This window comes from Bartonella alsatica (assembly GCF_013388295.1).
GTDB lineage: Bacteria > Pseudomonadota > Alphaproteobacteria > Rhizobiales > Rhizobiaceae > Bartonella > Bartonella alsatica.
In genome coordinates this window covers 63,325-86,516 of the sequence record NZ_CP058235.1, presented here as the reverse complement: position 1 = coordinate 86,516, position 23,192 = coordinate 63,325, and the positions used below count along the sequence as shown (strand labels likewise).

The 23,192-nt window shown below is 35.9% G+C and carries 19 protein-coding genes, 3 tRNA genes and 1 pseudogene; 2 read left to right on the top strand and 21 right to left on the bottom strand.

Annotated elements, in window-relative coordinates; all coding sequences use genetic code 11:
• Positions 1–12: 12 nt before the first annotated feature.
• The 14 genes from HWV54_RS00405 to HWV54_RS00340 all read right to left on the bottom strand — a co-directional run bounded on the left by HWV54_RS00405 (position 13) and on the right by HWV54_RS00340 (position 13,568).
• Complete coding sequence (locus HWV54_RS00405; RefSeq protein WP_040296445.1) at positions 13–1,482, bottom strand: NADH-quinone oxidoreductase subunit M; 1,470 nt, start codon at positions 1,480–1,482, stop codon at positions 13–15.
• Positions 1,482–3,446: an NADH-quinone oxidoreductase subunit L gene (gene nuoL / locus HWV54_RS00400; protein ID WP_005865303.1), complete on the bottom strand. Its 1,965-nt coding sequence runs from the start codon at positions 3,444–3,446 to the stop codon at positions 1,482–1,484. Before nuoL ends, HWV54_RS00405 begins: the two co-directional genes overlap by 1 nt.
• Before the next feature lie 6 nt (positions 3,447–3,452).
• Complete coding sequence (gene nuoK / locus HWV54_RS00395) at positions 3,453–3,761, bottom strand: NADH-quinone oxidoreductase subunit NuoK (RefSeq protein ID WP_004860043.1); 309 nt, start codon at positions 3,759–3,761, stop codon at positions 3,453–3,455.
• 9 nt (positions 3,762–3,770) lie between these two features.
• Positions 3,771–4,391, bottom strand: coding sequence for an NADH-quinone oxidoreductase subunit J (locus HWV54_RS00390; protein ID WP_005865307.1), 621 nt, complete (start codon positions 4,389–4,391; stop codon positions 3,771–3,773).
• A gap of 96 nt (positions 4,392–4,487) precedes the next feature.
• Positions 4,488–4,979 (bottom strand): NADH-quinone oxidoreductase subunit NuoI, encoded by a 492-nt coding sequence (nuoI, locus tag HWV54_RS00385; protein ID WP_005865309.1) that lies wholly within the window; start codon positions 4,977–4,979, stop codon positions 4,488–4,490.
• 14 nt (positions 4,980–4,993) lie between these two features.
• Positions 4,994–6,043, bottom strand: a complete 1,050-nt coding sequence (gene nuoH / locus HWV54_RS00380; RefSeq protein WP_005865311.1) for an NADH-quinone oxidoreductase subunit NuoH — start codon at positions 6,041–6,043, stop codon at positions 4,994–4,996.
• 19 nt (positions 6,044–6,062) lie between these two features.
• A complete protein-coding gene (gene nuoG / locus HWV54_RS00375) occupies positions 6,063–8,132 on the bottom strand; it encodes an NADH-quinone oxidoreductase subunit NuoG (RefSeq protein WP_005865313.1) in 2,070 nt (689 codons plus the stop codon).
• A gap of 64 nt (positions 8,133–8,196) precedes the next feature.
• Positions 8,197–9,504 (bottom strand): NADH-quinone oxidoreductase subunit NuoF, encoded by a 1,308-nt coding sequence (gene nuoF / locus HWV54_RS00370; protein WP_005865315.1) that lies wholly within the window; start codon positions 9,502–9,504, stop codon positions 8,197–8,199.
• 127 nt (positions 9,505–9,631) lie between these two features.
• Complete coding sequence (gene nuoE / locus HWV54_RS00365) at positions 9,632–10,309, bottom strand: NADH-quinone oxidoreductase subunit NuoE (protein WP_005865316.1); 678 nt, start codon at positions 10,307–10,309, stop codon at positions 9,632–9,634.
• Entirely contained in the window at positions 10,309–11,499 is a 1,191-nt protein-coding gene (locus HWV54_RS00360; protein ID WP_005865318.1) for an NADH-quinone oxidoreductase subunit D, read from the bottom strand. Before HWV54_RS00360 ends, nuoE begins: the two co-directional genes overlap by 1 nt.
• A 122-nt stretch (positions 11,500–11,621) precedes the next feature.
• Positions 11,622–12,230, bottom strand: a complete 609-nt coding sequence (locus HWV54_RS00355; protein ID WP_040296446.1) for an NADH-quinone oxidoreductase subunit C — start codon at positions 12,228–12,230, stop codon at positions 11,622–11,624.
• A 16-nt stretch (positions 12,231–12,246) separates the two neighbouring features.
• Entirely contained in the window at positions 12,247–12,828 is a 582-nt protein-coding gene (locus tag HWV54_RS00350) for a NuoB/complex I 20 kDa subunit family protein (RefSeq protein ID WP_005865322.1), read from the bottom strand.
• Entirely contained in the window at positions 12,819–13,184 is a 366-nt protein-coding gene (locus HWV54_RS00345; RefSeq protein WP_005865324.1) for an NADH-quinone oxidoreductase subunit A, read from the bottom strand. The genes HWV54_RS00350 and HWV54_RS00345 overlap by 10 nt, the downstream gene beginning before the upstream one ends.
• 307 nt (positions 13,185–13,491) lie before the next feature.
• Positions 13,492–13,568 (bottom strand) — tRNA-Asp (locus tag HWV54_RS00340).
• Positions 13,569–13,743: 175 nt separating this feature from the next.
• On the opposite strand from HWV54_RS00340, the gene HWV54_RS00335 reads away from it, so the two are divergent.
• Positions 13,744–13,819 (top strand) — tRNA-Val (locus tag HWV54_RS00335).
• A gap of 858 nt (positions 13,820–14,677) precedes the next feature.
• On the opposite strand, the gene HWV54_RS07215 is transcribed toward HWV54_RS00335, so the two are convergent.
• A complete protein-coding gene (locus tag HWV54_RS07215) occupies positions 14,678–14,827 on the bottom strand; it encodes a hypothetical protein (RefSeq protein WP_176953544.1) in 150 nt (49 codons plus the stop codon).
• Between the two features lie 100 nt (positions 14,828–14,927).
• On the opposite strand from HWV54_RS07215, the gene HWV54_RS00325 reads away from it, so the two are divergent.
• Positions 14,928–16,556 carry a BID domain-containing T4SS effector gene (locus tag HWV54_RS00325; RefSeq protein WP_005865326.1) on the top strand — a complete coding sequence of 543 codons (1,629 nt, stop codon included), beginning with the start codon at positions 14,928–14,930 and terminating at the stop codon, positions 16,554–16,556.
• 800 nt (positions 16,557–17,356) lie between these two features.
• On the opposite strand, the gene HWV54_RS00320 is transcribed toward HWV54_RS00325, so the two are convergent.
• The 6 genes and pseudogenes from HWV54_RS00320 to HWV54_RS00295 all read right to left on the bottom strand — a co-directional run bounded on the left by HWV54_RS00320 (position 17,357) and on the right by HWV54_RS00295 (position 23,192).
• Positions 17,357–17,446 (bottom strand) — tRNA-Ser (locus tag HWV54_RS00320).
• Between the two features lie 254 nt (positions 17,447–17,700).
• Positions 17,701–17,946, bottom strand: a complete 246-nt coding sequence (locus tag HWV54_RS00315) for a hypothetical protein (RefSeq protein WP_051011392.1) — start codon at positions 17,944–17,946, stop codon at positions 17,701–17,703.
• 88 nt (positions 17,947–18,034) lie between these two features.
• Positions 18,035–18,316 carry a hypothetical protein gene (locus HWV54_RS00310; RefSeq protein WP_051011393.1) on the bottom strand — a complete coding sequence of 94 codons (282 nt, stop codon included), beginning with the start codon at positions 18,314–18,316 and terminating at the stop codon, positions 18,035–18,037.
• An 86-nt stretch (positions 18,317–18,402) separates the two neighbouring features.
• Positions 18,403–19,720: pseudogene (locus HWV54_RS00305) on the bottom strand (ShlB/FhaC/HecB family hemolysin secretion/activation protein); the annotation flags it as partial.
• A 1,255-nt stretch (positions 19,721–20,975) separates the two neighbouring features.
• Complete coding sequence (locus tag HWV54_RS00300; protein WP_005865333.1) at positions 20,976–22,364, bottom strand: amino acid permease; 1,389 nt, start codon at positions 22,362–22,364, stop codon at positions 20,976–20,978.
• Between the two features lie 465 nt (positions 22,365–22,829).
• Entirely contained in the window at positions 22,830–23,192 is a 363-nt protein-coding gene (locus HWV54_RS00295) for a hypothetical protein (protein ID WP_005865335.1), read from the bottom strand.

Genomic DNA, 23,192 nt, shown 5'->3' with positions numbered 1-23,192 from the left:
TTCTTCCCTTATCTAGTGCAATTTATTGATGAGAGCTTCTACGGAAAACGCTATTGTTTTAAGAATAGGCGTTGGATAGACACCAAAAAATATTGTAAGAATAATCATTGGATAAAGGATAAATTTCTCTCTTGAAGAAAGATCTACAAGAATTTTTAAATTCTCTTTATCCAAGGAACCAAAAATTACACGCCGATAAAGGTAAAGTGCGTAAGCAGCAGATAAAATAACGCCAGTTGTAGCAAAAACAACGACTAATTTACTTACTTGAAAAACACCTATTAAGGTTAAAAACTCACCTAAAAATCCTGAACTTCCGGGTAATCCAACATTCGCCATGGTGAAGATTAGGAAAACAACAGCATATTTTGGCATATTATTCACTAAACCACCAAAAGCTGAAATTTCACGTGTATGCAAGCGGTCATAGATAACTCCAACACAAAGAAATAAAGCTGCTGAAATAATTCCATGTGATAGCATCTGATAGATAGCTCCTTGAACACCTTGTTCATTTGAAGCAAAAATGCCCATAGTCACGTATCCCATATGTGCTATTGAGGAATATGCAATAAGCTTTTTTATATCATTTTGAACAAGTGCAACTAATGATGTGTAAATAATAGCAATAAGCGATAAAGTAAAAACAAAAGGTGCAAAATCAGCTGAGGCAATAGGAAACATTGGTAAAGAAAAACGCAGAAAGCCATAACCACCTAATTTTAATAATACACCGGCTAAAATAACTGAGCCAGCTGTGGGTGCTTCCACGTGAGCATCAGGGAGCCATGTGTGAACTGGCCACATGGGCATTTTAACTGCAAAAGAAGCAAAAAATGCAAGCCACAACCATATTTGCATATGTGCAGGAAATTGATAATTTAGTAAAGTCGGTATATCGAGTGTTCCAGCCTCCCAATACATAACCATAAGAGCAACCAGCATAAGCACTGAACCAAGTAAAGTGTATAAGAAAAATTTTATACTTGCATAAACACGTCGTGCCCCCCCCCAAACACCTATAATAATAAACATTGGAATAAGGCTACCTTCAAAAAAAACGTAAAATAACATGGCATCAAGAGCACAAAAGACTCCAATAATCACGACTTCGAGAAGAAGAAAAGCGATCATATAAGCTTTTAAGCTATCTTTAACATTTTCCCAACTTGCCAAAATACAGAACGGCAAAAGAAAAGCCGAGAGAACAACAAATAGAATAGAAATACCATCAACCCCCATATGATAGTTAATGTCACCTCCTAACCAATTATATTTCTCAACCATTTGAAAATGCGTGTTCGTATAATCAAACTCTGCCCAAATAATTAAGGAAATAATGAAAACAAATACAGTCGTAAAAAATGCTACATTGCGTATATTATATCGCGCTGCTTCGCTATCATCTTTGATAAATAAAATCAGCAGTACCCCCACAAGTGGCAGAAATGTAACCGTAGAAAGAATAGGCCAATCTGTCATCAATTCACGCCCCCGACCATCATCCATGTGATCAGCAATGCAACGCCTATAAGCATTGCAAATGCATAGTGATAAAGATAGCCTGTCTGCATACGAACAATTCTGTTTGTAATATCAACAATACGTGCTGCAATACCGTTTGGACCTAGACCATCAATAATTTTAATATCTCCGACTTTCCAAAGAAAGAAGCTAATTCTGAAAACGGAACGAACAAACAAAACCTGATATAATTGATCAAAATACCATTTTTGGTAAAGAAAATGATATATTCCTGGCATAAAATCAGCCATTTTTTTGGGAAGAGAAGGAAAAGAAATATAGAATAAATAGGCTAACATAAATCCAAGAATCATCGCTATAAATGGCGACCATTTTACCCAATTAAATACATGATGAACATCATGAAGAATGTGATTATGGTTGCTTGTAAATAGTGCTCCCTTCCAAAAAGCATCATATACATCACCAAAAAAATAAGGTTGAAAAACAACACCAGCAAATATTGCTCCAATAGATAAAATAAAGAGTGGAATCAACATAACCGGAGGCGATTCATGAACGTGATGCATAATATCAACTGTAGCTCGCGGTTTACCATGAAATGTCATAAATATAAGCCGCCATGAGTAAAAACTTGTTAATAAGGCAGAAAAAACAAGAAGATAGAAGGCATATCCTGAAGCAATATTATGTGAAACAAAAGCAGACTCTATAATCATATCCTTGGAGAAAAAACCAGCAGTGCCAAAAGGTGTTCCTGGAATTCCAACACCTGTTAAGGCGATGGTTCCTGTTATCATCATCCAATACGTTATCGTTATGTGTTTACGTAACCCGCCCATTTTTCGCATATCTTGTTCGTCAGATACAGCATGAATGACGGAGCCTGCACCAAGAAATAATAAGGCTTTAAAAAAAGCATGCGTAAAGAGGTGAAAAATAGCTGCTCCATAAGCTCCAACACCTAGTGCAACAAACATATAACCAAGTTGTGAACACGTAGAATAAGCAATAACACGTTTAATATCATTTTGTACTAAACCAACAGTTGCGGCAAAAAATGCGGTAGTTGCTCCGACAATAATAATTACTGTCAAAGCAATTGAAGAAAGTTCAAAAATGGGAGACATGCGTGCTACCATAAAAACACCTGCTGTTACCATTGTTGCTGCATGAATAAGTGCTGATACAGGAGTGGGTCCTTCCATTGCATCAGGGAGCCATGTATGTAAGAGAAATTGTGCTGACTTTCCCATTGCACCAATAAATAACAGAAGACATGTAATAGTAATTGCTGTTTGTCCATCAAGCTGCCATCCTAAAAATTTCACATTTTGTATGAAGTTATTATCTGCAGCTTTTGCAAAAATAGTAGAAAAATCAACGGATTGAAATAAAACAAAAATACTAAAGATTCCTAAAAGAAAAGCGAAATCCCCAACACGATTAACTACAAAAGCTTTCATTGCAGCTTTGTTAGCAGAATCGCGCTGAAACCAAAAACCAATGAGCAAATAAGAAGCAAGCCCCACACCTTCCCATCCAAAAAACATCTGCAGCAAGTTATTGGAAGTCACCAACATTAGCATCATAAATGTGAATAAGGAAAGATAAGAAAAAAAACGGGATCTTGAAGGATCATGATACATATAACCAACTGAATAAATATGTACTAATGCCGAAACACTATTCACAACAATAAGCATAACAGCTGTTAATGTATCAATATGTAATGCCCAATCAAAGCTTAAATTGCCAACAGTAAGCCAATGTAATACTAATACATCAACCATTGGAGTATGACCAAGAGCAATATCTAAAAAAACTACCCATGATAGTACGGCAACAAGTACCATACAGTTACATGTTATCAATTCACTCAGGCGATCTCCTATAGCTTTTCCTCCTATAGAGGCAATTAAAAAGCCTAAAAGCGGAAGAAAGATGATAATATGATACATTATTGGTTAGCCTTTCATTACGTTAACATCTTCAACCGCAATAGAGCCACGATTACGGAAGAAAACAACAAGAATTGCCAAACCAATTGCAGCTTCAGCAGCTGCTACCGTTAAGATAAATAAAGCGAATATTTGACCAACAAGATCATGAAGAAATGCTGAAAACGCAACAAAATTGAGATTAACTGAAAGCAATATAAGCTCAATGGACATCAAGATAATAATCACATTCTTTCTATTGAGAAAAATGCCAGCAATTCCGATTGTAAACATCAGAGCAGAAACAATGAGATAATGCGTAATATCAATGTGCATAATTCTCCCCTAAATGCCTTTTCCTGACTCAACTTGTTTGATTTCAATTGCATTTTCTACTGTCCGAGAAACTTGCACAGCAATAGATTGCCGCTTTACACCTGTTTTATGGTGAAGTGTTAAAACAATAGCACCAATCATTGCAACCAATAAAATGATCCCAGCAATTTGAAAATAAAAAACATAATCTGTATAGAGAATATCACCTAAAGCCTGTGTATTTGTTCGCTGTGCTAAGTCTGGCGTTGGTTGCGTAATATGTGTTTTAAGAACTGGAGAAAAATGGCCTCTCATAAAAACAACAATTAATTCTACTGCCACAGTGCCTCCAACAAGAGCTCCAATAGGAACATATCGAAGGGCACCACTTTTAAACTCAAAAAAATCAACATTAAGCATCATAACCACAAATAAAAATAAAACTGCTACAGCACCAACATAAACAACAAGCAGAATAAGCCCTAAAAATTCTGCACCTGCAAGTAAAAACAAAGCCGCAGCATTAAAAAATGTCAATATTAAAAACAAAACTGAATGCACAGGATTACGCGCTGTAATAACAATAATTGCACTTACAAGCATAATAAAAGAAAATAAATAGAAAAATGCCGCCGCTAGATCTGGTAGCATAGTCTTCTCCTCAATTAACTATACAATTGGTATAAAACTTCATACCAGATTACAATTTATCGGAAAAATTATCCGACACCTCATTCAATGACACCCTTAACGATAAGGTGCGTCCATCAATATATTACGAGCAATTTCTCTCTCCCAGCGATCTCCATTCATTAAAAGCTTTTCTTTATCATAATAAAGTTCTTCTCGCGTTTCTGTTGCAAATTCAAAATTTGGTCCTTCTACAATAGCTTCAACTGGACAAGCCTCTTGACAGAAACCACAGTAAATACACTTAACCATATCTATATCATAACGGACAGTTCTACGTGTACCGTCATTACGTCGTGGTCCTGCTTCAATTGTAATAGCTTGTGCTGGACAAATCGCTTCACATAATTTACAGGCAATACACCGTTCTTCACCATTTGGATAACGACGTAGCGCATGTTCTCCACGAAAACGTTGCGAAACAAAACCTTTCTCATAAGGATAATTAATCGTAGGCTTTGGAGCAAAAAATTGACGCATTGCTAAGAAAAAAGCACTCATAAATTCTAATAAAAGGAGTGACTTTGCTGCCTGAATAAGACCTGACATCGTGAAACCTCCTCTTAAACAAAACTTGTATACTTTAAAAAAGCAGCAGTTATTATAACCATTGCTAGTGAGAGAGGAAGAAAAACCTTCCAACCAAGCCGCATGAGTTGATCATAGCGATAACGTGGAACAAATGCTTTGACCATAGCAAACCAAAAAAATACAAAGCAAACCTTTAGAACAAACCAAATAATACCAGGAACCCAATTAAGCCACCAAATATCCAAGGGAGGTAACCAACCACCTAAAAATAAAATAGTTGTTAGTGCGCACATTAAAACAATAGCAACATACTCCCCAAGAAAAAAAAGCATATAAGGCGTTGAAGAATATTCAACCATATGACCAGCAACAAGTTCAGATTCTGCTTCTACTAAATCAAAGGGGGGACGATTTGTCTCTGCCAACGCAGAAATAAAAAATATAATAAACATTGGAAAAAGAACGAGCCAATTCCAATCAAGAAAACTGCTGAAAGGAAGGCCAAGAATCATTCCAAATCCGTGTTTTTGCCTATGAACAATTGTTGTGAGGTCTAACGAACCACTTATTAAAATAACAGTTATAAGTACAAACCCAATAGAAACTTCATAAGAAATCATCTGTGCTGCTGAACGAAGGGCTCCTAAGAAAGGATATTTTGAATTTGATGCCCACCCTCCCATAATAACGCCATAAACTTCAAGAGATGAAATGGCCAAGATATAAAGCAAACCAACATTAATATGTGCAATTTCCCAACCTTCATTAACTGGGATAACAGCCCAAGTTGATAAAGCAAGTGTAGCAGAAACAAAAGGCGCCAAAAGAAAAACCCCTTTATTAGCACCAGCAGGAATAATAGGTTCTTTAACAACAAATTTAATTAAGTCCGCAAAAGACTGCAACAATCCCCACGGGCCAACAACGTTTGGACCACGCCGCAATTGCACCGCCGCCCAAATCTTTCTATCTGCATAAAGAAGATAAGCAACTAAGATCAAGAGAAAAACCAACAGGAGAAGCGTTTTTCCAATTATAATAAGTAACGGCAACAGCCAAGTTATAAAGAAATCATAGTTCATTATTCTTTTTCCTTTGCCCTTACTTTACAATTTGAGAAGCACGTTTTTGGGCAAGAGATGAACATTCAGCCATAACTGCAGAAGCACGTGCTATTGGATTTGTCAAATAAAAGTCTTTGATCATAGAAGTAAATGTTTGCTGCTCCAAAACAATCATTTGTGAACCAAGTACTTTAAGATTAGCTATATCAGAAGGCACTATATCATCAATGGCACAAAGATGTGGATAATCATTAAACAAGCTCTGCCTTAATTGAGAAAGTGAATCAAAAGGAAGCTTTCGTCCTAAAACATCCGATAAAGCACGTAAAATAGCCCAATCTTCTTTTGCTTCACCCGGAGCAAAACCAGCTCGGTTTGTCATTTGAACACGTCCTTCTGTATTTACATAAAGTCCTGATTTTTCCGTATAAGTCGATGCAGGCAAAATAACATCAGCAGCATGCGCACCATTATCACCATGACTACCGATGTAAATTGTAAAAGCTTTTGTATTGGCTAATTCTATTTCATCAGCTCCAAGAAGAAATAAAACTTCACAGGTTTTAAGAATATTCGTAACCCCAAGCTTAGAAGTAAAACCAATATCTAATCCTCCAACAATTGATGCTGCATTATGAAGAACTCCAAACCCATTCCATTTTTTACTAAGGGCTCCAACTTTATCAGCCAATTTTGCAAGATTTTTTAAAACAGACAAACCGTCTTTACCTGAAACAGCTCCCTCCCCAATAAGAATAAGCGGTCTCTTTGCTTCTTTTAATACATTAAAAAACACCTCCTCTTCACGGATAAGTGCATTTAAAGCATCAGTACCAGCTCCAAGATAAGAATAAGAATAATGTAAATCGACTTTCTCTCCAATTAATGCAATGGGAAAGTTTCCCATCCGTTGACGTTTAAAAATACGTGCATTTAAAACAGCGGCTTCATGGCGCGGATTAGAGCCTACGATAAGCAAAGCATCAGCCTGTTCAATACCTGCAATAGTTGGATTAAAAATATAGCTCGAACGCCCTAATTCAGAGGATAAAGCCATTCCTCTTTGACGACAATCAAAGATCTTTGATCCAAGTGAAATCAGTAGTTTTTTAAGTGCATACATTTCTTCAATAGATGCAAGATCCCCTGCAATAGCCCCTATTTTTTTGGGCGAAATTTGAGAAACGACTGTTTTAATTTTTTCAAAAGCTTCTGTCCAACTTACAGGTTGAAGCTTTCCATCTTTGCGTACATATGGCCTATCAAGCCGTTGAGTGCGTAATCCATCCCAAATAAAGCGTGTCTTATCAGAAATCCATTCTTCATTTATATCTTCATTTGTACGTGGCATAATTCGCATAACTTCACGACCGCGACTATCAATGCGAATAGCACTACCAAGTGCATCCATTACATCAATTGATTCCGTTTTAATCAACTCCCATGGACGTGCATGAAATGCATAAGGTTTTGAAGTCAAAGCTCCTACTGGACAAAGATCAATAACATTTCCCTGCAATTCAGATGTCATAGCTTTCTCAAGATATGTCGTAATTTCAGCATCTTCACCACGTCCTATTAAACCAAGCTCAGAAACACCCGCAACTTCCGTTGTAAAACGAACACAACGTGTGCAATGAATACACCGTGTCATAACAGTTTTCACAAGTGGTCCAATATATTTATCCTCTACAGCACGTTTATTTTCTGTATACCGAGAACAATCACGTCCATAGAGCATTGCTTGATCTTGAAGATCGCATTCTCCTCCTTGATCACATACAGGACAATCCAAAGGATGATTGATGAGAAGAAACTCCATGACACCTTCACGTGTTTTTTTTACCATCTCTGTATTGGTAAAAATTTCTGGCGTTTCACCATTAGGGCCGGATCGTAAATCACGAACCCCCATAGCACAAGAAGCCTGAGGTTTGGGGGGGCCCCCTTTGACTTCAACCAAACACATACGACAATTTCCAGCAATTGACAAAGATTCATGAAAACAAAAACGCGGAATTTCAACACCAGCTGCCTCAGCTGCTTGAAGCAACGTATAATAATCAGGGACTTCAATTTCCTTACCATCAACTTTGATATTTATCATCACTCAACCAGCCTGTGAATAATTCACCTATACTTGCATTTTATTTCTTTTAGAATAAAATTCTCTATCCTACTGCTTCCAAAGCAATATTTCTTCTTTGGACTACATTTCGCGTATAAGCATCAATTCTACGTTCAATTTCTGGACGAAAATTACGGATCAACCCCTGTACAGGCCATGCGGCTGCATCACCAAGTGCACAAATAGTGTGTCCTTCAACTTGTTTAGAGACTTCGAACAAAAGATCAATTTCACGTTTTTGCGCTCTTCCTTCAACCATACGTTCTAAAAGACGCATCATCCAACCTGTGCCTTCACGACACGGTGTACATTGACCACAGCTCTCATGCTTGAAAAAAGCTGCTATACGCCAAATTGCCTTGATAATGTCAGTCGATTTATCCATAACAATCACACCACCTGTGCCAAAAGAAGATCCAATATCTCGTATTCCATCAAAATCCATGATCGCATCAATCATATCCTCACCACGAACAACTGGGCAAGAAGCACCGCCAGGAATAACTGCTAAAAGGTTATTCCATCCACCACGAATACCACCTGTATGTTTTTCAATTAATTCGCGGAACGAAACACCAAGAGCTTCTTCAACTGTACAGGGTGCATTAACATGTCCAGAAATCATAAATAATTTCGTTCCAACATTATTTGCACGCCCAATTGATGAAAACCACGAAGCACCTCGACGTAAAATTGTTGGAACAACTGCAATGGTCTCTACATTGTTTACTGTTGTTGGACAGCCATAAATCCCCATATTCGCAGGAAACGGTGGTTTAAGTCGAGGTTGCCCCTTTTTCCCCTCAAGACTCTCGAGAAGAGCTGTTTCTTCGCCACAAATATAAGCACCAGCACCATGATGAATAATAATATCACAAGCATGCCCATATTTCGTTTTTTTGCCAAGTAATCCGGCATCATAACATTCATCAACAGCAGCTTGAAGCGCTTCACGTTCACGAATATATTCACCACGAATATAAATAAAGGCGATATTCGCCCCCATCGCAAAAGCAGCAATAACACTTCCTTCAATCAAAGCATGCGGGTCATGCCGTAAAATATCACGATCTTTACATGTTCCAGGCTCTGATTCATCTGCATTTACAACCAAATAATGAGGTCGGCCATCACTCTGTTTTGGCATAAAAGACCACTTCAGTCCTGTGGGAAAACCAGCACCACCACGTCCACGCAAACCTGATGCCTTCACTTCATCAATGATCCAATCACGACCTTTGTTTATAATCGCTTTAATACCATCCCAATGTCCACGTAACATTGCAGACTTTAATGATTTGTCTTTTAAACCATAAAGATTGGTGAAAATGCGATCTTTATCAGTCAGCATACTCCACCCTTTTTTCTTTTTCCCATAGCATTTTTAGTTTTTCCTCAAATCTAATTTAAAAACATCCTTTTAAGATTTCTTATTTTTAGTTAAATATTGCCATAATGAGTAGGATAATAAAATTTTATTATACTCCTATTTTCTTCTTATCTTTTTTTTGAAGACTTGAGGGATCTTTTTTTTCTTTTGCATCATCAATATCAATAAGAGAAGTCAAACCACTCACAGGTTCTGATGATTTACGACCGCTTTGCGACCCCACTACTATCTCAGAGCCTTTACCAGATTCAAATGCATCAATAATTTCTTCAAGTCGTTCAGCTGTAAGATCTTCATAAGTATCTTTAAAAATCATAACCATTGGAGCATTTACACAAGCACCAAGACACTCTACTTCTTCCCATGATAAAGTTCCATCCCGATTGGTAATAAAAGGCTCACGATGAATTTTTTTCTGACAAACTTTAATCAATTCACCAGAACCACGTAACATACAAGGAGTCGTACCACAAACCTGAATATGTGCTTTTGTTCCGACTGGTTGGAGTTGAAACTGAGTGTAGAAAGTGGCAATCTCTAGAACACGAATATAAGCCATGGAAAGAATCTGTGCAATATGCTCAATTGCAGCACGTGTTACCCAACCATCTTGCTCTTGAGCACGCATTAATAATGGAATTACAGCAGACTGCTTACGCCCTGCAGGATATTTGTCTATAGTATTTTGCACCCATATCTGATTTTCTTTTGTAAAAGAAAACTCTACGGGCTGATAGATATCATCTGCAAGACGGCGTACAGACATTAGCGATCAACCTCCCCAAAAACAATATCAATCGATCCTAAAATAGCTGTAGCATCCGCTAGCATATGACCTCGGGTTAAAAAATCCATAGCTTGAAGATGAGCAAAACCGGGAGCACGTAATTTAACACGATAAGGCTTATTCGTACCATCAGAAATAAGATAAACTCCAAACTCACCTTTTGGTGCTTCCACAGCAACATACACTTCACCAGGAGGTGTATGAAAACCTTCTGTATAAAGTTTAAAATGATGAATAAGTGCTTCCATCGAACTTTTCATTTCACTACGCTTTGGAGGAACAATTTTGCGATCTAAACTCGAAACTGGTCCATTTTTTTCCGTACTAAGCAAACGTTCCACACATTGGCGCATAATTTTTGCTGACTGACGCATTTCTTCCATACGAATCAGGTAACGGTCATAACAATCACTGTTTTTTCCAACAGGAATATCAAATTCCATTTCATTATAACATTCATAAGGTTGGCTTTTACGCAAATCCCATGGCACACCAGCTCCACGGATCATGACTCCAGAAAAACCACGTGCCCAAGCTTCATTAATACTTACTACACCAATATCCACATTACGTTGCTTAAAAATCCGATTTGGCGTCACGAGTGCATCAAGTTTGCCAAGAGCAATAAGGAAGGGATCAATAAAATTACCAATATCCTCAATTAAAGATTCAGGTAAATCTTGATGCACACCACCAGGACGAAAATAATTTGCATGAAGTCGTGCCCCACACGCTCGCTCATAAAAAATCATCAATCTTTCACGTTGCTCGAATCCCCAAAGCGGTGGTGTTAAAGCACCAACATCCATTGCCTGTGTTGTTACATTAAGTAAATGATTAAGAATGCGCCCAATTTCAGAAAACAAAACACGTATTAATTGTCCTCGTTTAGGAACATCAACACCCAACAATTTTTCAATGGCAAGCACAAAAGCATGTTCTTGATTCATAGGAGCAACATAATCCAAACGATCTAGATAAGGACCTGCTTGAAGATAAGTTTTTGTTTCCATTAATTTTTCGGTACCGCGATGCAACAGCCCAATATGTGGATCTACACGCTCAACAACTTCACCGTCCAATTCCAAAACCATGCGTAAAACGCCGTGTGCCGCAGGATGCTGCGGACCAAAGTTAATATTAAAGTTTCGAACATTGACCTCAGCCACTCTTAATCCTTTGCTTTAAAAAACTTTATATAAAATTTTAATAAAAACTCTTATTTCATTGAAAATAATTAATTATTTAAGATTTTTATTGCTCTAAATACTATATTTTATCAGCTCCAATATCATTTTTCATCATTTGATTTGTCAACACATGGCACAACATGTTGAGCACCTTCCCAAGGAGAAAGAAAATCGAAATTACGCATTTCTTGTCGCAAAACAACAGGCTCATAAATCACCTTCTTTGCTTCATTATCATAACGGCATTCAACAAATCCTGTTACAGGAAAATCTTTGCGTAAAGGATGTCCTTCAAACCCATAATCAGTTAAGATGCGTCTTAAGTCTGGGTGACCTGTAAATAAAATTCCATACATATCATACGTTTCACGCTCATACCATTCTGCTCCAGGATAAATCGAGCAGGCAGAAGCAATAGGAGTATTTTCATCAGTACGCACTTTAACACGCAAACGTAAATTATGACGAGGAGATAGTAATTGATAAGAGACATCAAAACGTTTATCACGAGAAGGATAGTCAACACCACTAATATCTGTAATATTAATAAACTGACAACGAGAATCATCACGAACAAACATTAAAACATCCGTAATTGCTTGAAGACGCGATATAATCGTTAATTCACCAAATGCAAGAATGGTTTCTTCAAGCTTATCTCCTAATTTGTTTTTTAAATAGGTAGAAAGTTCAACTAATGATTCATTCATCATAATAATGAAGTCCTTATCGCTCTATAGAACCAGTACGACGGATTTTTTTCTGCAATAATAATATACCGTACAGCAATGCTTCCGCCGTAGGAGGGCATCCTGGTACATAAATATCCACAGGTACAATACGATCACATCCACGTACAACTGAATAAGAATAATGGTAATATCCACCACCGTTTGCACATGACCCCATAGAAATCACATAACGTGGCTCCGGCATTTGATCATACACTTTTCTTAAAGCTGGTGCCATCTTATTCGTTAGAGTGCCCGCTACTACCATCACATCTGATTGGCGAGGTGACGCGCGTGGTGCATATCCAAAACGCTCATTATCATAGTGAGGCATTGAACACTGCATCATTTCGATAGCACAACAAGCCAAACCAAAACTCATCCACATTAAAGAACCAGTACGTGCCCAAGTAATCAAAGCATCTGTTGAGGTAACTAAAAATCCCTTATCCGATAATTCGGCATTAATATCACGGAAGAATCTGTCATCGACACCTATCAACTTGCCTGTATTTGGATCAATAACCCCTTTTGGTTTTGGAGCAGTCATTATTGAATCATTAGATATTAATCCCATTCAAGAGCTCCTTTTTTCCATTCATATATAAATCCAATAGTCAAAAGTGCTAAAAACACAATCATAGACCAAAAGCCAAACATACCTATCGAACTAAATGAAACTGCCCAAGGAAAGAGAAAAGCAACTTCAAGATCAAAAATAATAAACAAAATAGACACTAAATAAAAACGAATATTAAACTTCATACGTGCATCATCAAATGAATTAAATCCGCATTCATAAGCCGATAATTTTTCGGGATCAGGAGAACGATAAGCCACAATATAAGGCATAATTAAAAGAGCTCCAGCAATAATTGCCGAAACAATAATAAAGATCAAAATCGGTAAATAAGAGCCCAATAAATGAGTCATAATCCTCTTCCGCTTTAATGAAATGACCTGAATTAACGCAATCACTCTACATTATTAAACCAAACAGAATATAATAACTGCTCTGTTAATTCCGCTCGTACTACTTTAAAGGCATGTTGAGCGACGCTTTTCTTATTGACATAGGTATCGCAGAGCGAAGAAAGACGCAAGCCCTATTCTTATAAACCGTGTAAAAAGGAAAAAATATAGATTCTAAAAAATAACTTAAAGTAAACACTCTACAAACTATATGTTCCATATATAAAGATGTTTACTCAAAAAGCAGAAATTTATAAAAAAACTAAAATGGCGCGAGTGACGGGGCTCGAACCCGCGACCTCCGGCGTGACAGGCCAGCACTCTAACCAACTGAGCTACACTCGCGCACTTCTTTCAAACCAATTCATTATTGGTATAAGCGGTCGTGTAAGATGTTCATTCATTGATGTCAAGCAAACTTATGCATTTTTTAAAAAAAATCATCAAACACTATCTTTATTCTTGCGTTTACAAAAATTTTTCCTTAAAGAGTGCCTATTCAATAGCAGATCATTGCATTGGGCGATTAGCTCAGCTGGTAGAGCGCTTCGTTTACACCGAAGATGTCGGGAGTTCAAGTCTCTCATCGCCCACCATATGTTTTTGAGATATCTGTAATTTATTGATTTTATACATTTTTTTAGATTATCTATGCAAAAATAAAGGTTGGGGAATGAGATTTTCCAACATATCTTTATAAGATGTATTCTTTTTTGCAAACTCTTTCTAATAGTTTTTTGAATTCTGTTAGGCTCTGTTGTGATAAACTATTCAATGATCTTTTCTGCCATTCCAATCGGTACAAATTTTTGCCAATTTCTAGAGAAGATAAAAATGCTAAAAATATAGCTAATTTTTTTGCCATATCTAATAGGCTTTCAGAATGATTAATGCGAAATTTGTTATGTGCCTGTGATCGTTTAAATATCCTGTTTTACCTTAATCTGCCTTATTGGAGCATTAAGAATTACTATTGGAAAGAATTTGTTTAAACCAAAAGGTTATTAGACAATGATCATGAGTTTTGCTTAATTAAAAGTTCAGTTCATAACAATCTCTCCATTCGCAAACAAGGTTAAATGTGCAAAAAGAAGTTTTTTGTGATACTTCATGGATGTCTTTTAAAATGGTCAAGATTTCACTTTATTGATATCAAAGGAATTTTTCGAATCTGTTTTACAGATCCGTCTTCATCACATTTTTTATAAGAACTGTGAGATAGTACGTCCTTTTATTATAATCCGCAATATCAATTCAGGTCATCTCGTTTTCATTACCACGGTTTATGCGCTAACAGTATTTGCTGTATTTGAGCAAATGACCCTTTTGGTTAAAGAAATTGAGGACGGAGACGATGTAGAGTTAAGACCACAGAAATTTATTATGACCCATTCAAACAACGAAACATCTTTTGAGGAAATTAAAGGGAGATAACATCTACAAAAAAGGCTTTTTTACGGCAACTCTTGAAACGTTGAAAAGGAAAAATAGATGAGAACAAAAGTGAAAAAACTTTCTTCCATAATAGCAGAAGAATGGAAAAAACGCTGAGAAGTAGTTGATGCAGTCATTAGCTCTAATGCAATTGAGATACAACGCTTCATCTTACAACACTCAAAATTTTAGAAGGATATGCAAGGGGGAATATTTTACTAGAGGAATTTAACGCTCTTATGAAAAGCAGTATATTATAAGGAAGTTATTATGCCAAAAGCAAAGTCAAAAACAAGAGGAATCCCCTCACCCCATCATTATGTCTATCCTGGTACCAACATACTCAAAAATAAATATGGAGAAAAAAATTTAGAACTCTTTCTGGAAAAATGTTCATATGATACAGAAGAAGCAATGAAGATTCTGCGTAAGGAATCGCTGCCAGAATATTTTGACTCCGCTTATCTATGTCATATCCATCACCAATTATTTAAGAGAACTTTTGAATGGGCTGGAAAGATCCGCACTGTTCCTTTCACATTTTCAGATGGTAGTATGGCCGCTATGCCAGAAATGAGAAGAGCCGAATGGGACAGAGCCTTTGTAAGTGATAAGGAAATTCTAGAAAGCTTACAAAGATTAGAGAAAACGCTTGCCGAAAAAGAGAATCTGCAAGGCTTAACGCGCGAAGAATTTATCTCTGAAGCAGCAGAAATGTTTATCTCGCTCAAACATATACACCCATTCATAGATGGCAATGAACACACAGAACAATTATTTTTTGAAAATCTCGCCAAAGCAGCAGGGCATAGACTGGAGTTCTCTCTTGTAACAAGAGAACGCATGATAACTGCCTATGCGGAAGCAGCAAAATATGGCAATACACAACTAATGAGAGATCTTTTTGAAGATATCTCCAATCCAGAAAAAATATATATTTTACAGGAATTCATGAACAACATGAAAGAACTTGGGCACAATGTTCATGATCGTCTTGTTATGGCTGCAAAAGAAGATGAAACCTACACAGGAATCTATAAAGGTGCCAATTTTGGTAGTTTTGTGCTTGAAGCACAAGGTATTTACGTCATTGGCAATAAAGAGCATCTATTACCAGAACAAATAAAAACATTAAAACCTGGTGATACAATTACTTTTACCTATCCCAAAACCAAAGAGCTTGAAAACACGCTCATCCCCAGAGAAACATTAGCGCCTCTAACAAAAAGTGAATTTTCTAAAATGCTTATGGAAAATGCGCGTATACACACAGTTCGAGACCAAATTCAATACTTGTCAAAAACTATTTATGGCGATTCAAAAGCATTAAACAAACAAATGGAAGAAATTCTTCAAAATCCAGACTTAGGCCAACAGCTTGCTGATCAAATTGAACGCTCTCCTAACTCTATTTCTAAGCTTGTAGGTATCAATTTTCTTTGCTTTAAAAATCAAACGCGCGCAAATGCTGAAGAGTGTGTTGATCTGCTTTGTTCTGCAGTTAGGAATTATGCGTATACTGTAAAATATGTACGTCATTCAATCATTCAAGAACATAAAATTGAACAAGAACGCTGTGGAAGAGCAGTAGAAAAGCCTAGTGCAAACTTGCAAAATCTCTTTTACTTATCACCAGAATCACAAAAAAAAATCTTGTCTCAATCTCCTCTATTGTATAAAGAACTCAGCACTTTTACACGCAATTTAGATTATCGTCTCTCAGCAAATGAATATAAAGCGATCAAAAACAATGATTATGAAACACTTGCTCAAAGTATTGGTGTATCAGAACAGAAAGCACGAGAAATTACCAACACTGTTCGGAAAGCCAAAGAAACACATGAGAAAGTTCACATACACGAACTAAATCGCTCAAATGCGCTTGCGATAGCCAGCTAAAAGTATTGAAGCATTTTATCTTCATGTAAACGTGCATAAGCGGGAGATATAAGTCAGTTTTCCGCTCAGAGAAAATGAGTATTTACATTATATCACCTATTTTAAAGATATTATTTTACGGCGTTCCTAGATAAAATCGAAAATAAGAACGAAATGAAATGTACCAAAACACTGTTAGCGTTTATTAGCATCAATTTCTTTAGGCACTTTAAGGATATTTTTCGTTCCTCATTTATTGTTGTTTGTCGCAAATAAACTGTAAATTAGGCAATTTTTATTGATATCTTAGCTCAGAGCTCTTGTTGGTGCTGGTAACGGTTGTTACTGTATCCCTTTACCCTCTCACAAAAATTGCACCTATGCGAAGGGATTACGCTTATCTCAGCTGTTTTGGGGGAGGATTACTCCTTTTTATTGTATTGGTATAAAAAAATGCTTAAATTCTCATATTGGCCAGCAAGCATTAACTTGGGACTATACTCTAAAATTTATGGATCCGATGGTTGTCTTTAGAACCATTATCTGCGTTGCTCATTTAAATGATGTACCAGAGATACGAAAAATCTTTAGACAATTTAAGATAAAAACAATTACCATATCTTAATACATGCGATTTAAATAATATAACTTTCGCTAAATGCTTGATTATCTAAAATTGCGATTTTTAAAAAGAATCATTAAAGAGACTTTAAATGATCTTTGAGAGATCTTTAAAAATCCATTGATATCCCCTTTAAAATCTTAGAAAAAAGTAAATTGCTACAAAAACTGGTAACAAACTACAATTGATAAAAATTGAGTGGCGGAGGGGGTGGGATTCGAACCCACGGTACAGTCTCCTGCACGCCGGTTTTCAAGACCGGTGCCTTAAACCGCTCGGCCACCCCTCCAAACTAATTAGATCTTTTTACAAAGTTCTTGCAAAAGGTCAATCATTGAAATAGATTTCCAAATGTTTTTAATAAAATTGTTTAAATGCCAATCGAAATAATTTCTAAGATATAGTTCTTTTTTTTAATTGTGTTAAACTAATATCCCCTTTTAGTATGAATTATTTTCAAAAAGAAATAAAGGTCGATATGACCTCCATAACAAAATCTTATATCCCATTATCTATTGGAACTTTCAATAAACTTACCTCTTTTCAACTATTACTGGCGGCAGGCACTGTCTGGTAGGTAAAATCATTGCCGCCGATCCATCTGCTAACAAAGTCATATCTATGCCCATCAAAGCCAACCGTAGTTTGTTTGCCATTATTCAGCCTGTTTAACTTATCTGCTACAGCTGCAGCGTTAGAAGCCGGTGCGTAAAGATTGATATTTATGTTGCCTGCTATATTGCGCATGCCTTGTTGTTCTAAAGAATTCAGGGCATTATAAACTGTCATACCGCCACGGCTATGAGCGTAAAGTTCCAGCCCTGTATTCCCATAGTTCTTTAGCAGATCCTGTGCCGAATTGGTTAAACTAAAGAAGTTATTTTCCAGAAATTTTTGCTAGTCTGCTACCATCAGTTCTAATAGAGCGGTTCATTTTGATTATCAGCAAACTGAACCGCATTATGAGCTGCTTCATCTGGTGTCGTAAAATACCATTGAAGAAAACATGAACTTTACCATCAGAACCGGCTTGTAGCTGCTTCTTCTCCTCAGCCGTTAAATAATGTGAGTGAGGTATTTTTTGTCCATGGCTATCTTTTATATACTGACCATTTTCATCTGTTAAATAGATGATCTTTCCCTTTTCATCACGATCCACCACGGCGATGGGATGCTCTTTGATAACATGGTTTTATAGGAATCATTGCTGTATTTAAACCCTTCTTCAAGCAATTGCGTTGCCATCAAAAGAGTGCCAAAGATGAATTCTAAGCCTCCAACCTTAAAGGGTGTCATAATACTGAGTGTGCCAGTAAATTTAGCAAATCGAGGCTCAGCATCTCCAGCTCCTGGTTCATGTTTTTTGACAGAATGAAACCAACGAAGTCCTTGCAAATAGTTGGCTTCAAATGTCCATGTGCCTCCAAACATCTGGCGTGAATGCGAAAGCCCGAAACTGGCAATACTATATTGGCGACTCCCAACTTCAATTTTGTTTCCAAGGAAGTAATTATTGGTTTTTTTATAGGAAAGCCTAAAATTCAATGTTGACAGAAAAACATTATCACGGTGAAGCACATAACTTGCACCGCCATGTAATTCACTAGAATTACCTGTCGTTTCAATATCTGTAAAGTTACCGTTTATAATACTTTGATAATTATAAGTATAGCCGCTAAAGTAAAATGTCCAATAGCCGTAGGGAATACTTATATTCACAGAAATGTTATTGCTATGTCCCTCTTGTTTGCTCCCACCCCAATAATCTGGTTCACTACGTTGATAGCCAAAATTCCTTGCATCATTGCAACTTAAAATATTTTCTACCTTTAAGCTCGCACTATAACGTGCATAACCTGTAGATGCTTGGCCCATATTGTCATGAGAAACGGCAACCCTCAAAGTTTGATCGGAATGATTGTTAATATTAACAATGATGCTACCCTCTTCTCTTCCTGGAAGAAATTCACTTTGGGCATGCGCTGACTGAAGCCTGTTTATCTGATCTAGCCCCTGTTCAATATCACGCATATTAAGAGTGTGGCCCTTAAGATGTGGGAAAGCGCTCCATACAATATTGTTATAAGAAGAAGCCGGAAAACCATTATAGTAAATATCTGAAAGTTTGCCTTCAACAACTACAAATTTGAGAATCTTGCTGTTTTTTATATCTTGATCCGGAATATAAAAACGCGCCGTCACATAGCCTATCCAAATATATCTTAGTTAATTTTTTGATGAGAATTTGTATGTCAAAAAGTTCTATACATTTACCAGCATAAAGATCAATAACTTTCGTTATCGTGCGCTTTTTTATATGATGCACTCCTTCAACAGAAATATGATTAATTGTAAAGCAACGGCCATCACCCAAAAGTATTCTTTGTGCTTCTTCAACAGAGGGAGAAACTTTTCGAGGCGTTAAAGTTCCTAGATTCTTGAGCTTCAGTAATTTTTGCTTCTCAGAGTGTTGATGTGCAAAATCATCTGTTGGTGAGCGTGGATATGAAATAGCTGGCAATTGTGCACAAATTGTACAGGCATTTAAATTACCAAACAACATAATGAAGACTAGAAAAATTCTTAATTGGTACTTCTGGCATAAAAATATAAAAAGCACGACAAACTTCTCCGCGCATTCGTAATCCAGTTAAGCTTTGCTGAAAAAACTGCTTCAGGAATATTTTATCGTTACAGAATTCCTGTAAAAATAAAAAGACCACTGTCCCATAATTACTTCTTTTAAAAGCCCTAATATCTTTGCATCAAAATGTGAGTGCTTACAGTATCCTGCTCTTTGCCAATTGTGATAAAATTTGTTTACCGTAGCTCTAGCTCCCCTATCAACACTGTTATACAACTATCAGGCAGAAAGATATTCAAAGCAGCAAGAGCTATTAAGGAAAAAGTAGATTTTCTCTCCACTTTTTTGCCCAATAAATGTAACACATATACAAAAAACTATCGTGCATTCGTCGCTATTTAGGATTTTCTATTTCTATAAATTTTATATTACGGTTCTATCTTACTAGTTTTCACCAAGTTTTTGACGGACAAAATAAAGCTAATCCTTAATTATTTTGTTGAAACTCCTCTTCTCTATTGGCACTAGTTTTGACCATTGTACATTGTATAAAAAACATTGCGGATAGAACAAATGTATAAACTACAATATACCTCTACCCCGTATATTAATAATCTCAATCTCTTCTTTAAAAAGGATAAGAACTAATTTCTCACTTACAGCAAAGTCTTTTATTCCGTAACGTTTAAGAGTTTAATCCATAAAATAATTCATCTTTAAAACTTAAATTCTTCTAAGCTTATTTGATCATTTATTCAATCATATTAAAATACAATATGAAACAAAAATAAATAATAATTTAAATATTATTATAATTTAACTATTATATAAATTCTATTTATTTGATCTATTTTAAAAAAATAATTCTATGCATAAATCAAAATAATAATAGTTATTCTTGCAGTTTACTTCTCTTATAAAACAATTCTTTAATCAACAGAGATTGGAGAAAGCTACCTTTCTCTTTTTGTTGCTCTATATGCGGATAAAAGCCTTTAGCTAACACTGATACAGTTGAAATTAAGGAGATAAATCTACGCAATTACTGATTTTTAGCAATTATCTATCGATTTGGTATCTATTTCTCCTTTATATGATTTAGTAATCGTCATCAACAATAACATACGTATTCTTTCAAACATGAAGATCAACAGATTTTTTGTAATTTTTGTTGTGTAATTATTGAATATTCTTCAATCATGAAATCATTAAATTTTTATTCTTGCTTTAATTCTTATTCGTTATTTTGGTGAAGCTTATTTTTCTCCGAATTACAAAGTTTAAGTGCATAAAAACAAATAATAAGCCAAATAATCCAACTAACACCTACAATTAAAACTGGTCGCGTATCATCAAAAAAACATAACAAAACAAAAATAAAAATCATAAATAAGATAGAAAGAATTGGTCCTATTGGCCAAAATGGAATTGGAAATTTCAAATCAGATTGCACTTCTTTAGGCATTTTAAGCCGCATAAAAATCTGCGAAAATAGTATCATCATCCAAACGAAAACTGTTGCAAATGTCGCCATTGCTGCAATGAGAAAAAAAAGATGTTCATAGTAAAAATAATTAAGAACAACACCAAGAAGGAAAATACCTAAGATCAATAAAATAACAAAAACTGGTATACCATTTTTCGATAAATATTGAAACTTCTTCAACGCATAACCTTCTTGCGATAGCCCATGTATCATGCGAGCAGCACCATACATTGCACTATTCATTGCTGAAATAGCCGCAGTAACAACAACAATGTTCAGAATATTAGCAGCTGACGAAATCCCAAGGCTTTCAAAAATCGAAACGAAAGGACTATCCATAAGGCCAATTTTATTCCAAGGATAAAGTGACATTAAAATGGCTAAGCTCATGATATAAAATAGTAAAATACGAACAGGGGTAGAATTAATAGCCTTTGAGATAGTTTGATAAGGATCTTGTATTTCCATTACTGCCATTCCGATAATTTCTACACCACCAAAAGCAAAGACAACAACACTGAAGCAGGCCAAAAAACCAAACAAACCATTGGGAAAAATACCACCATTTTTCCATAAATTCTGGATATTAACAGTGGAAGAAGTAGGGGTTGTTCCCCAACCATATAAAATGATTGTGCTCCCTAAAACAATCATAGCAATAATAGCAATAATTTTAATGGAAGACAGCCAAAATTCTAGTTCACCGTATACTTCTACTGCTGCTAAATTGATACCAGTAATGATCAATGTAATACTGAGTGCCCATATCCAAGGAGCAGTGTCAGGATACCAAAACCCCATATAAGTTGCAAAAGCCGTAATATCAGCCAAGCCAACAAGAAGCATCTCAAAAACATACGTCCATCCTGTTAAAAAACCTGCTAACGGCGATATGTAATTTGCAGCATAACGAGCAAAAGAACCGGGCAGTGGATTGTAAATAATCATCTCACCGAGAGCTCGCATAACCATAAAAATAGCCAAGCCAGAAATACAATAAGCAAAGAGCACACTTGGACCCGCAAGCTTAATCGCTTGTGCAGATCCGTAAAAAAGTCCCGTTCCAATAGCAGAGCCAAGAGCTAAAAAAATAACTTGGCGTTTATTCATACCTCGTTTAAGCTCATTTGTTCCCATTTTTGTCCTTCTTCACTGAATCGTTGACTAAAATTCGTAATACAATATTCGCTTTATCTATCATAAAGCTTCGTGTTTTTCTCCCGAAGACATATTTAAACAGCATTGATTAATGCATGTCAGATTCTCTAATGAAAAATACTCTTATTAAGAGTTATTTAACTTCTTCATAGTTCATATTTTTGTCATTTTCTTTGATAAAGGGGTAATGCGATTTTTTATAATTGTCATTAATTCATTTCGTATTGTCTATTTTTTATAAAAAATTATTTAGATATAATGCAAGATGAATTTTTGCGCTTTTTTTTCAGTGTACTGAATAGAAGTTTAAAATTTGTACCGAGCTAGTTGAAGAAGAATACGTTAAACTTTAAGCAAACTTTCCCTTACTTTTTAGCTCATAACAATAAAAAATCGTTATACGATAACGTATAAAACAACTTTTGATACAAACACATAGCTTGATCAGTAATAAAATAACTTTCGCCAATCTTCAAAGGCTTGAGAAAGTGCAGCCCCTGCCCATCTCTTAAAAATTCCAACCGTTTTAAACATAAGTTTTTCAAGGAAAAGGGCTATCCCGGTAAAAACAATTTTTTCAACCATTGCTCTGATAATAGCTTTACTATTTTCTCTAGCACTTTGACCTGAAACATTAAAGAACACTATATTATTTGTCTGAATAAAAATATCTTTTTTTTGTGCAATCGTGGTAATACTTTCCCTCTCTTGTGATCTACATCTCAAAAGATTTGCATTAACTTCTATAATTTGTGACAAACAAAAAATAACTGTCATTAAAATACGTAATATATTATGTAAAATCAA

Bases quoted from the DNA above. Each gene is read 5' to 3' on its own strand.
- HWV54_RS00405 (WP_040296445.1), bottom strand. From the start codon at position 1,482: ATGACAGATTGGCCTATTCTTTCTACGGTTACATTTCTGCCACTTGTG.
- nuoL (WP_005865303.1), bottom strand. From the start codon at position 3,446: ATGTATCATATTATCATCTTTCTTCCGCTTTTAGGCTTTTTAATTGCC.
- nuoK (WP_004860043.1), bottom strand. From the start codon at position 3,761: ATGCACATTGATATTACGCATTATCTCATTGTTTCTGCTCTGATGTTT.
- HWV54_RS00390 (WP_005865307.1), bottom strand. From the start codon at position 4,391: ATGCTACCAGATCTAGCGGCGGCATTTTTCTATTTATTTTCTTTTATT.
- nuoI (WP_005865309.1), bottom strand. From the start codon at position 4,979: ATGTCAGGTCTTATTCAGGCAGCAAAGTCACTCCTTTTATTAGAATTT.
- nuoH (WP_005865311.1), bottom strand. From the start codon at position 6,043: ATGAACTATGATTTCTTTATAACTTGGCTGTTGCCGTTACTTATTATA.
- nuoG (WP_005865313.1), bottom strand. From the start codon at position 8,132: ATGATAAATATCAAAGTTGATGGTAAGGAAATTGAAGTCCCTGATTAT.
- nuoF (WP_005865315.1), bottom strand. From the start codon at position 9,504: ATGCTGACTGATAAAGATCGCATTTTCACCAATCTTTATGGTTTAAAA.
- nuoE (WP_005865316.1), bottom strand. From the start codon at position 10,309: ATGTCTGTACGCCGTCTTGCAGATGATATCTATCAGCCCGTAGAGTTT.
- HWV54_RS00355 (WP_040296446.1), bottom strand. From the start codon at position 12,230: ATGAATGAATCATTAGTTGAACTTTCTACCTATTTAAAAAACAAATTA.
- HWV54_RS00350 (WP_005865322.1), bottom strand. From the start codon at position 12,828: ATGGGATTAATATCTAATGATTCAATAATGACTGCTCCAAAACCAAAA.
- HWV54_RS00345 (WP_005865324.1), bottom strand. From the start codon at position 13,184: ATGACTCATTTATTGGGCTCTTATTTACCGATTTTGATCTTTATTATT.
- HWV54_RS07215 (WP_176953544.1), bottom strand. From the start codon at position 14,827: ATGAAGCGTTGTATCTCAATTGCATTAGAGCTAATGACTGCATCAACT.
- HWV54_RS00325 (WP_005865326.1), top strand. From the start codon at position 14,928: ATGCCAAAAGCAAAGTCAAAAACAAGAGGAATCCCCTCACCCCATCAT.
- HWV54_RS00315 (WP_051011392.1), bottom strand. From the start codon at position 17,946: ATGACAGTTTATAATGCCCTGAATTCTTTAGAACAACAAGGCATGCGC.
- HWV54_RS00300 (WP_005865333.1), bottom strand. From the start codon at position 22,364: ATGGGAACAAATGAGCTTAAACGAGGTATGAATAAACGCCAAGTTATT.